The sequence below is a fragment of the Verrucomicrobium sp. BvORR034 genome, from assembly GCF_000739635.1.
Lineage (GTDB): Bacteria > Verrucomicrobiota > Verrucomicrobiia > Verrucomicrobiales > Verrucomicrobiaceae > Verrucomicrobium.
This window is the reverse complement of record NZ_BATQ01000099.1, coordinates 54567-63935: the sequence shown is the minus strand read 5'-3', so window position 1 is coordinate 63935 and position 9369 is coordinate 54567. Positions and strand designations below refer to the sequence as shown.

Here is a 9369-nt window from a genome sequence, read left to right as displayed (position 1 = left end):
GCTCGCAGTTCCTTCGGCCCTTAGCCTTCCAGAGGGTTCCGGTGTCATCCTTGACGATCCCTCTCGGGCTCCCGGCTCTGTCAGATTACTATGGTCTCTGCTGACTCGTTGTCCGCTCTCACAGACAAGGTCTCCCACCCGATCCCGCCCATCAGCAAAGCGCAGGCCGTGACCGGCAGCAAGCTGATCAGCCGCTTGGCGGATTGCACCAGCGTATGCAACGGCTCATGCCTCAGCGAAGCCATCAGCACATCGTCATGCCACAAGAACCCCACTTCTCCCAAGTACTGCCGTCCCGACCCACCTTCTTCACGATCGGCCAGCACGTGCTCCGCTACCACGGGAGCATGTACCTTCAGCAGTCTGGCAGCGTCAGCAGTGCGCTTCAGCGCTGCATGGAGATGAAAGACCCAACCCACCAGCATGGCGATGATGCCTGCGGCGAAGACGAGCTCCTTGACCATACAGAGTATCCAACCCCGGGATTCGTCTCGAGACAAGGGTGAAGTGCGTCAGTCGTCCAGCTCCTGTCATCCAATGCCTCCTTTCCCTGTCGTGGTGTGGCTGTCCTCAGCCGTTTAGAACCTGTTTGGATAAAAACATCTGGGTGTGGCAGGATAAATTAAGGGATTAAGATAAGAGAAGCTTCGCCGAGGCTGAGATCTGCCCCTCCGGGTTGCGGCCCTTTTGAGCCTGGACGGCGTTGCTCATCGGTTGTGAATCTCGATTCACGCCCTCTTCGCGCCTTGTCCAGACTCAAAATGCCTCGCAACACACCCAGCGTTTTTATCCAAACAGGTTCTTAGGATGCCGAAACATCGGGGGCAGAATGCTGGGGCCAGAGTTGTTTCCTGGTCATTGCCCAGCAGTCACTCCGTTCAGTAGCCGGTTGGGACAACGGGACTACGCTGCGGGCGGCAGCTGAATATCGTGCAGATCTTTAGGTGCCGTTGGATGACGGGGGCCGGGCGACAGACGCGCCAGCTCCTATGAGGCAAACGCGTCTTTCCGCAGCGAATTGTCCGCTACTTGGCAGTCGCCGGAGTGCCTGGAGTCGCAGGTTCCGCTGCCTGCTGTAGTTTCCTTTTCCCCTGTCCCTGCCCTCTCGGCCCTTGGCCGGGCTTGCGCCCGCCGTAGAACCACGGCTCCTCTTTCTCTGGGACCTTCAGTTCGGTGCGCAGGCGGGTCAGCTCCCCTTTCAGATCGTCCGTGATCTTGCTGTAGTCCGGGTTGCCGTAGAAGCTCTTTAGCTCCTGCGGGTCCGCCTTGCGGTCAAATAGTTCCCAGTAGTCCACATCGGGTGCGTAGAAATGCACGAGTTTGTACTGGTCGGTGACGACGCCGTAGTGCGGTCTCACCCGATGTGGCTGGGGAAATTCGTAGTAGTGGTAATAGAAGCTCTTCCGCCAGTCACCGGGCGTTTCCCCTTTGAGCAGCGGCACCAGGCTCTTGCCCTGCATGTCCCCAGGCACCGGAACACCGGCGGCTTCCAGGAAGGTCTCGGCAAAGTCCAGGTTGGACACGATGTTCTCATTCTCCACGCCTGCCTTGGCGACGCCAGGCCAGCGCACCATGAGAGGTGCCCTCAGGGATTCCTCAAAGATCCAGCGCTTGTCGAACCAGCCATGTTCACCCAGGTAGAAGCCCTGATCGGCGGAATAGACGACGATGGTGTTCTCAGCCAACCCCTCATCATCCAGATACTTCAGCAGCTTGGCCACGCCTTCATCCACGGCTTTCACGCACCCCAGATAATCGTGCATGTAGCGCTGGTAGCGCCAGCGCACGAGATCTTTGCCCGTGGGTTTTGACTTCTCGAACTCGGCGTTGCGGGGTGCGTAGTAGGCCTCCCATTTCGCTTTCTGTTCCGGCGTCATGCTGGCTGGGGCCACAAATTTTGCGTCCCTCGGGGTGAAGGTCTTCTCCAGCGTCATGTCCTGGTCACGCTCCGCCACACCGCGATTCTCGTAGTCATCGAACAGGGTCTCAGGCTCGGGGTATTTGCGATCACTGTCATGACCGAGATGGCGTAGCGCGGGTTCCCACTCGCGGTGCGGTGCCTTGTGTTGGCACATCATGAGGAAGGGCTTGGTCTTATCGCGATTCTTGAGCCAGTCCAGCGTGAGGTCCGTGATGATGTCCGTCACATAGCCCTCGTGCTTCACGGGCTTGCCGTTGTCATTCATGGGCGGGTTGTAGTAGATGCCCTGCCCTGGAAGGATCTGCCAGGAGTCGAATCCGGTGGGGTCTGACATAAGGTGCCACTTGCCCACGATGGCAGTCTGATACCCTGCGCCCTGCAGCAGCTTGGGGAAGGTCTGCTGACTGCCGTCAAAGACGGAGTTGCTGTTGTTGAGGAAACCGTTCAGGTGATTGTACTTGCCCGTCAGCACCACCGCCCGGCTCGGCCCACAGATGGAGTTGGGCACCACACAACGCTGGAAGAGCATGCCCTCCTTGGCGATGCGATCCAGGCCTGGAGTCTCGATCAGCTTGCGGCTGTCCTTGTAGGCACTGATGGCCTGATAGGCATGGTCGTCAGAGAAAATGAAAAGGATGTTGGGCTGCTTGGAGGCGGCAGCGGCCGGAACGGCCGTCACCAGCGCACCGAGCACCAGCAACCCCAGGATCGGGAGGAACTTTCGTGCGGTCATGAGCGCATGGTAACGAATCAGGCAGCCAAAGCTATCTACGAAAACTCGTACTCAAACTCCTTCTGTCCCTGCGGGGAGTTTCGCTGGCATGGGCTCACCCTTTTGGGACTTAAGCAGGTCACGGATCTCCATCAGCAGCTTCACATCTTCAGGCATCGGCGGTGGCACCGCGCTGGTCTCCGCCTTTTTCATGGTGATGTCCCTGAGCTTGTTCATGGGCTTCACGAAGATGAAAAACAAGATCGCGGCCGTAATGAGAAATCCCATCAGGGCGGAGAGAACCAGCCCCACATTGAGCACCCAGATGTGCAGACCAATCTGAGGCGTGCCGCCAAAGGCACCCAGCAATGGGTTAATGATGCCTTCCGTGAACTTCTTTACCACCTCACCAAAGGCAGTACCGATCAACACACCCACGGCGAGATCAATCACGTTGCCCTTCATGACGAAGGACTTGAATTCTTCCAATAGAGCTTTCATGGCAGGAACGGGATGGTATGGGGGACCTTCGCCCCATTTTCCTGCGGGTTCGGGCTCAGCGACTAGGATGGACGTACAATTTCCAAGTCCCCCCCACCGTCCATGGTCAGAAGTGCGGGATTTGTCTCCAGCCTCCGACCTCGCATTTTTTCGAGCAAGCGTTTATCGAGATGAACCCGGAGGTGCTCAAAGCCCTCGTGAAACACAGGCGTACAGTGCTCCCGCTCCAGATTGGCAAACGGAAGCTGAGCGGGTGCGAACCAGCCGAGACGGCCCACGTTGTCGTCCACCAGTTCAGAGACTGTCTTGCCCACCAGGTGAGCGATGCCCACGTAACAGCCCAACTCCACCGCTCGGGCAGAAGCGCAGCGCCCGATGCGGTCCACTCCCATGAGACTCTCGGTAGCGCTGGGAACAAGAATCGCGTCCACCCCCTTGCCACGAAGGGCTGCAGAAAGCTCTGGGATCTCAATATCCAGGCAAATGACGACGGCAAACGTAATGCCCTGTAGTGTGAAAAGCCGGACCTCGCTGCCGCCGGTGAATCCGGTCTCCCAGGGAGTGAGAAAAATCTTGTCCTGATAGGTGGGCGTCCCTTCACAGAGGATGGGAGCCCGGTTACGCATGGACCCGTCTTCGGCAATCCACGGCGCGGTGCCGAACACGACCGCTTTTCCTGGAGCTGACAGCCTCTGCTGAAGTTCCGGCCAGAGCGTCTCCCAAAAGAGCGCCGCCACCCCGGCCAGCTTGTCCTGGTCCGGTACGAATCTCTCCAGGGACATCCAGGAGTACTCCGGGAACAGGACCACGTCCGCGCCATTGGCCCAGCTGGATTCGACCATCTCCACCATGTGCTGCACACAGCTCTTCGGCGAGCTGACGACTGCACCTACGTCCCAGGTCCGGAGGTCAATGTTCATGAGAGGTCTTTGAGCCAGAAAGTGAGTGTTTTGGGAGATTCGGATGCCTCGCCGGTTTCCTTCCACACAAAGGTGGCCTGGAGTTCAGGATGCTTCTGGTAGCCTTGCGACACCCAGAAATCGTCCAGAACGCGGTATCCAGCGGGACGCAAAGGATGATCGGCCATACGATCCACAGCGCAGAAGGCGGACCATCTGCACCCCAGTTTTCGGGCGTGAGCCTCGCGCCGCTTGAAAAACTCCTTGCCGAGGCCCTGGCCGCGCAGCTGCGGGAGTAGAATGCTCTCGCCGAAATAGCAGATCGAATTCACGTCGTAGCCCGCAGCGAGGAAAGGTGCCTGAAACTCCGGCCCCTCGTCCCGCAACGGAAGACAGGTGGTCGCTCCCACTACATGCTTCGCATCGTCCACCACCAGCACCACGAGGCTGTCTGGGGTGTTCACATAGGTCCTCAAGTACTCCCGCTCATACTCCACCGTGCCATCGTACAGGTAGGGATATTCGCGAAAGACGCTGATGCGGAGTTCTCCCAAGCCATCCAGCCAGGGTTCCACCTCAGCGCCGTGGAGATCAAGAAGTGTGAATGAGGCATCCATGAGATTCCCGTCTAGAAACGGCAATCGCACCGGACGTCAAGCAAGGATGGCTTGGATTCTGTGGCACCCGAATCATGGCTTGCTCGGATCCCACCAGGCATCGAGCTTCTTGGTGAGAGATTCCACCACCGCTGCCTCTGCCGGGGCCAAGTTGGTCTGTTCATTGGGGTCAGATTCGATCAGGTACAATTCCGGCTTCTCCGTAGGCTCATTGCGGGAATCCGGAACAATCAGTTTATAGCCGCCATCAATGATCCAACGCCAACGCAGGCTCGCTGACGGCTTTTCCAGATCCACGGAGTTGTGTGTGAAAATCTCTGCCGTGATCGACTTCCTCGCGGCCAGTGCAGCATCATCGAGCAGGTTCAGCCCGGTCATCTCCGCTGGCGGCGTCATCCCCACCGCCTTGAGCACGGTCGGCGCAATGTCCACCGAGCTGGCAAGAGTGCCGTCCATCCGAGGCTGCACCTTCCCAGGCCAGCGCACCATGATCGGCGTCCGCAGCCCTCCATCATACTGGCTTTGCTTGGAACGCGGGGCGTACTTGGGCGCATCTGGATTCTGGATCCAGCCATTGTCTGCCACATAGATGACGATGGTGTTTTCTGCGAGCCCCTTGTCCTTCAGGAAGCCCATGAGCTCACCACAAGTTTCATCAAACCACTCCACCATGGCCCAGTAGCGGGCCACATGGATGGAGGGCGTCTTGTCTTTGTACTTGGCCAGGAGACGATCCGGCGGCGTGTGGGGATCATGAGGCATGAGTGGAGCGTACCATGCCAGGAAGGGCTTCTTGTCCTCCACGGCCTGATTGACGAAGTCGTAGATCGGCTGGAGCCCTTCGCGCCCAATCTTGAGACCGTCATCACCATGGCGATCCCCGCGGGTCATACCGTGAGTGAATCCTCCGCGAGCAAAACTCCCCTGCCACCATTTGCCTGTTTGAAAACTCACGTACCCCTTCTGTTGCAGCAGACGCGGCAGCGTGGCGAGCTGATCCATGTGCTGATTGAACCGCTCCCTGCCCGCCACAAAAGCGGGATCCTTGAGCCCAGCTCGCTTCTTACCCTCCGCTAGGGGTGGGTCATTGCTGGTGATGAAATTTTGGTGCGGGTACTGGCCGGAGATGATGGTGGCCAGGCTCGGGCAGCACAGACTGGAGGGCACATAACCTCGCGTAAAAACGCGGCTCTCAGCAGCGAGGCGGTCCAGGTTCGGAGTCTGGATCACCTGGTGACCCATGAAGCCGTAGTCACCCCAGTGATGGTCATCAGACACAATCAACACCACATTCGGCGGAGTCGAGCTGGAGGTCGCAGTGGACTGGCCGTGAGTCATGCCAGCCAGGAAGGGCAGGCAGACAGTAAGGATCGTGAGAAGGCGGGCAACGGTCATGGGCGAGATAAACGCCCACAACCGGTGAAAATGTCAAAAAACACCGGACCCTCAGTCAGAAATCCAGCGTCATCGCTTAACCTTGCTTTTTGGTCTTCTCCTTGGTCTTCTGAGTGGTTTGGCGGCGCTTGTCCACCAGGGCTGTCTTGCGTTTGCGCAGCTGTCTGGCCAGCACGCTGGAGGCTTTGTCCAAGGCGGCATAGAGATCAGCGTCTGCCACATCTGCATGGATGTCTGGACCTGCCACGGCGAGGTGGGCTTTCACCCGGAACCGCTCCTTGGGCTTGGTGGTCTCATCATGAATGAGCACCACGTGGGTCGCGATGATCTCGCCGAGATTCTCAATGGCCTCGATCTTCTCCGCTGTGTACTGGTGAATGGCGGCGGTGAGCTTTAGATTGCGAGGGCTGATGTGGATTTGCATGGTGTATGAGGAAGGTGGGGTTGCTGCATGATGATCCGTCAGGATCGGACGAAGAGGCGCAGTTGCGCATTTTGCGTCACTGCCATCGTAGCAGGATGTCGCAGCTTCCGCTCACCAGTAATTGCGAAAAACTCGCTCTGGATGGCGTCGAGTTCAGCGATGACCTGGAAGCCATAGCGCTTCACCGCCGATTCCACGGCCACGGAGGGCAACGGGAAGAAGCCCTGGGCCTCCAATGCGAACACCTGCATGAAGGCCGGATCATCGAACTCGGCGATGATCTTGGGCTGCAGAACACGTTCCTCGAACCACTTGTCCACCTGTCTGCGCATGGCGGAGTGTTCCGTGGGCAGCAATGCGGGAGCTCCATGCAGGGACTTGGGAAAGCCCTGCCGCAGCTTGGAGGCGATCTTTGCCGGGGCGCACAAGGTGATCCCACACGCTCCCAGTGAGTGATTGTGAGCTTTGATTTTTGCGCTGCTCGGGGCGGGCTCATCGGCGAGGATGGTGTCCAGCTTGTGCGCGGCAAGTCTCTGAAGCAGGTCCCCAAGGTTCCCCTCATGGCAGACGATGCGTGATGGCTCCGGCAGGAAGAAGACGGGTTTCAGAATCTCACTGGCTGCGGATTTAGGCACCGTATCGGTCAGGCCGACGTGAAACGGAGCCAGCTTGGCATCGCGATGCTGCACCGCCCCCAGCAAATCGCGACCGAGGGAGAAAATCTCCTCCGCGTAGTCGAACACCACCTTGCCTGTGTCGGTCAGCACCTGTCCCCTCCCACTTTTGCGAAAAAGGGCGGCACCCAGAGATTCCTCAAGCTGATGGATTTGCGCGCTGATGGACGGCTGGGAAACCCCCAGTTCCTCGGCTGCCTTGCGCAGGCTGCCTTCGCGGGCCGTATACCAGAAATAACGCAAGTGGTGATAGTTGAGCCAGTCCATGGGGTCTGCGGGGGGATGATTGTTAGCTTTAAGCTAAGTATCATATAGAAACTAAGTATCAAACAAAGTTTCACCTCTGTGCTCTAATCCTGCATGCCCACCTTCCCCCAAGGTGAAGCATGCAACCCCCAAACCCAAAAAACCCCACCCTAAAAAAGACCCCACCACTTTCCTCAATTCAACCCGATACCCCATAGAAACTCACTATTATGTTACCTGCCATTCTACTCTTTGTCGGCACTCTGCTGCTGTCCCTGTGGGCGCAGTGGCGGGTGAAAAGCGTTTACAACCGCTACCTTCAGGTGCCAGCCCGCTCCGGGGTGACCGGAGCCCAGGCGGCTGCCCAGATCTTGCGTGAGTCCGGCATCCACGATGTGGAGATCGTGCCTCACGACGAGATGCTCGGGGATCACTACGATCCCACGAACAAACGTCTCGTGCTTTCCAACGCCAACTACTATGGCAACTCGTTGTCTTCACTGGGCGTAGCCGCCCATGAAGCGGGCCATGCCATCCAGCACAAGGTGGCCTACGCACCGCTGCACTGGCGCATGGCCGCTGTGGGGGTGACGAACTTTGCCAGCCAGATCGTGATGTGGCTGCCGCTGATCGGTATCTTCACCGGTATCATGAGCGCCTACACGGGTGCGATGATCATGGGCCTCGCCTGGGGTGTGATCATGCTCTTCAACCTTGTCACCCTGCCCGTGGAGTTTGATGCCTCGCGGCGTGCCAAACTGGTCCTGGCAGACATGGGCATGGTGGAAGGCTCCGATGAAGGCAAGGGCGTGAGCCGTGTGCTCAGAGCCGCAGCCTGGACCTATGTAGCCGCCTTCATCACCTCTCTGGCCTACCTGCTCTGGCACATCGCTCCGCTGCTCTTTGGCCGGAACAATGACGAATAAATTCATTCACATCCAACCTAACAAACCCGCTCCAGCGTCTCCTCCTTATTACTCATGACTCCCATTTGGTGGTTCATCTTTTCAGCATTCGTTCTCGGCATGCTTGCCCTGGACCTTGGCGTCTTCCACCGGAAGGCGCACGTGGTCAAGGTGCGAGAGGCCTTAACCTGGACTGCCATCTGGGTGGTCCTAGCCTTGCTCTTCAGCCTGGGCATTGCCACGGGCTTCGTAGGGGCTTATCCGGAAGGCCTGCAGCAGCAGGCTTCCCTGGAGTTCCTCTCCGGGTATGTGCTTGAGAAATCGCTGAGCGTGGACAACGTCTTTGTCTTCGCCCTGCTCTTCGCATACTTCAAGGTCCCCCAGCTCTACCAGCACCGCGTGCTGTTCTGGGGCATTCTGGGTGCCTTGGTCATGCGAGCTGTGTTCATCTTTGCCGGCGTGGCTTTGATCGAGCGCTTCCACTGGATCCTCTACATCTTCGGCGTGATCCTGATCGTGAGCGGTGTGAAAATGTGGATGTCCAAGGACGTGGAGATTGATCCCGCGACCAATCCTGTGCTGCGCCTGACGAGACGTCTCTTGCCGGTGAGCGAAACCACGCATGGCCAGGACTTCTTTGTCCGCCAGGGTGGCAAGCTTCTGGTGACGCCCCTCTTCGTCGTGTTGATCTTCGTGGAATGGAGTGACCTGGTGTTTGCCGTGGATTCCATCCCAGCCGTTCTGGCGGTCTCTCGAGATCCGTTCATTGTCTTCACGTCAAACGTCTTCGCCATTCTCGGCCTGCGATCCCTGTACTTCGCCCTCTCAGGTGTGATGGACCGGTTTCACATGTTGCATTACGGCCTCTCGGCCATTCTCGCCTTTGTGGGTGTGAAAATGCTCATCGTGGACTTCTACAAGGTGCCGATCGGCATCTCCCTGGCGGTCATCACGCTCATCCTGGCAGTCTCGGTGGTCACCTCCTTCTACATCCCGCCGAAGAAGTCGGAAGCGACTCCTGAGCCGGAAGGTGGTGGAGCAGCGTGATCCGCTGAGGATTGAAGAACACCCCAAA

The 9369-nt window shown here is 58.2% G+C and carries 10 protein-coding genes; 2 read left to right on the top strand and 8 right to left on the bottom strand.

Annotated elements, in window-relative coordinates; genetic code table 11:
• Positions 1-80 precede the first annotated feature (80 nt).
• From BV034_RS16805 to BV034_RS16770, 8 genes are all read right to left on the bottom strand, one after another.
• On the bottom strand, positions 81-464 hold the full coding sequence (locus tag BV034_RS16805; RefSeq protein WP_050028156.1) for a hypothetical protein: 384 nt from the start codon (positions 462-464) through the stop codon (positions 81-83).
• 561 nt (positions 465-1025) lie between these two features.
• On the bottom strand, positions 1026-2654 hold the full coding sequence (locus BV034_RS16800) for a sulfatase (protein ID WP_050028155.1): 1629 nt from the start codon (positions 2652-2654) through the stop codon (positions 1026-1028).
• A 51-nt stretch (positions 2655-2705) separates the two neighbouring features.
• Complete coding sequence (mscL, locus tag BV034_RS16795; RefSeq protein ID WP_050028154.1) at positions 2706-3134, bottom strand: large conductance mechanosensitive channel protein MscL; 429 nt, start codon at positions 3132-3134, stop codon at positions 2706-2708.
• 62 nt (positions 3135-3196) lie between these two features.
• A complete protein-coding gene (locus tag BV034_RS16790) occupies positions 3197-4054 on the bottom strand; it encodes a nitrilase-related carbon-nitrogen hydrolase (RefSeq protein WP_050028153.1) in 858 nt (285 codons plus the stop codon).
• Complete coding sequence (locus BV034_RS16785; protein ID WP_050028152.1) at positions 4051-4650, bottom strand: GNAT family N-acetyltransferase; 600 nt, start codon at positions 4648-4650, stop codon at positions 4051-4053. The genes BV034_RS16790 and BV034_RS16785 overlap by 4 nt, the downstream gene beginning before the upstream one ends.
• Before the next feature lie 72 nt (positions 4651-4722).
• Positions 4723-6045, bottom strand: a complete 1323-nt coding sequence (locus tag BV034_RS16780; RefSeq protein ID WP_050028151.1) for a sulfatase — start codon at positions 6043-6045, stop codon at positions 4723-4725.
• A 76-nt stretch (positions 6046-6121) separates the two neighbouring features.
• Positions 6122-6469, bottom strand: coding sequence for a ribosome-associated translation inhibitor RaiA (raiA, locus tag BV034_RS16775; RefSeq protein WP_050028150.1), 348 nt, complete (start codon positions 6467-6469; stop codon positions 6122-6124).
• Positions 6470-6507: 38 nt separating this feature from the next.
• Positions 6508-7410, bottom strand: a complete 903-nt coding sequence (locus BV034_RS16770; protein ID WP_050028149.1) for a LysR family transcriptional regulator — start codon at positions 7408-7410, stop codon at positions 6508-6510.
• Between the two features lie 209 nt (positions 7411-7619).
• Here BV034_RS16770 and BV034_RS16765 point away from each other — a divergent pair, with 209 nt between their 5' ends.
• Positions 7620-8315 (top strand): zinc metallopeptidase, encoded by a 696-nt coding sequence (locus BV034_RS16765; protein WP_038168821.1) that lies wholly within the window; start codon positions 7620-7622, stop codon positions 8313-8315.
• Between the two features lie 54 nt (positions 8316-8369).
• The gene (locus BV034_RS16760) at positions 8370-9341 is read left to right on the top strand and encodes a TerC family protein (protein WP_050028148.1); all 972 of its coding nucleotides are present in this window, start codon (positions 8370-8372) and stop codon (positions 9339-9341) included.
• Positions 9342-9369: the final 28 nt, after the last annotated feature.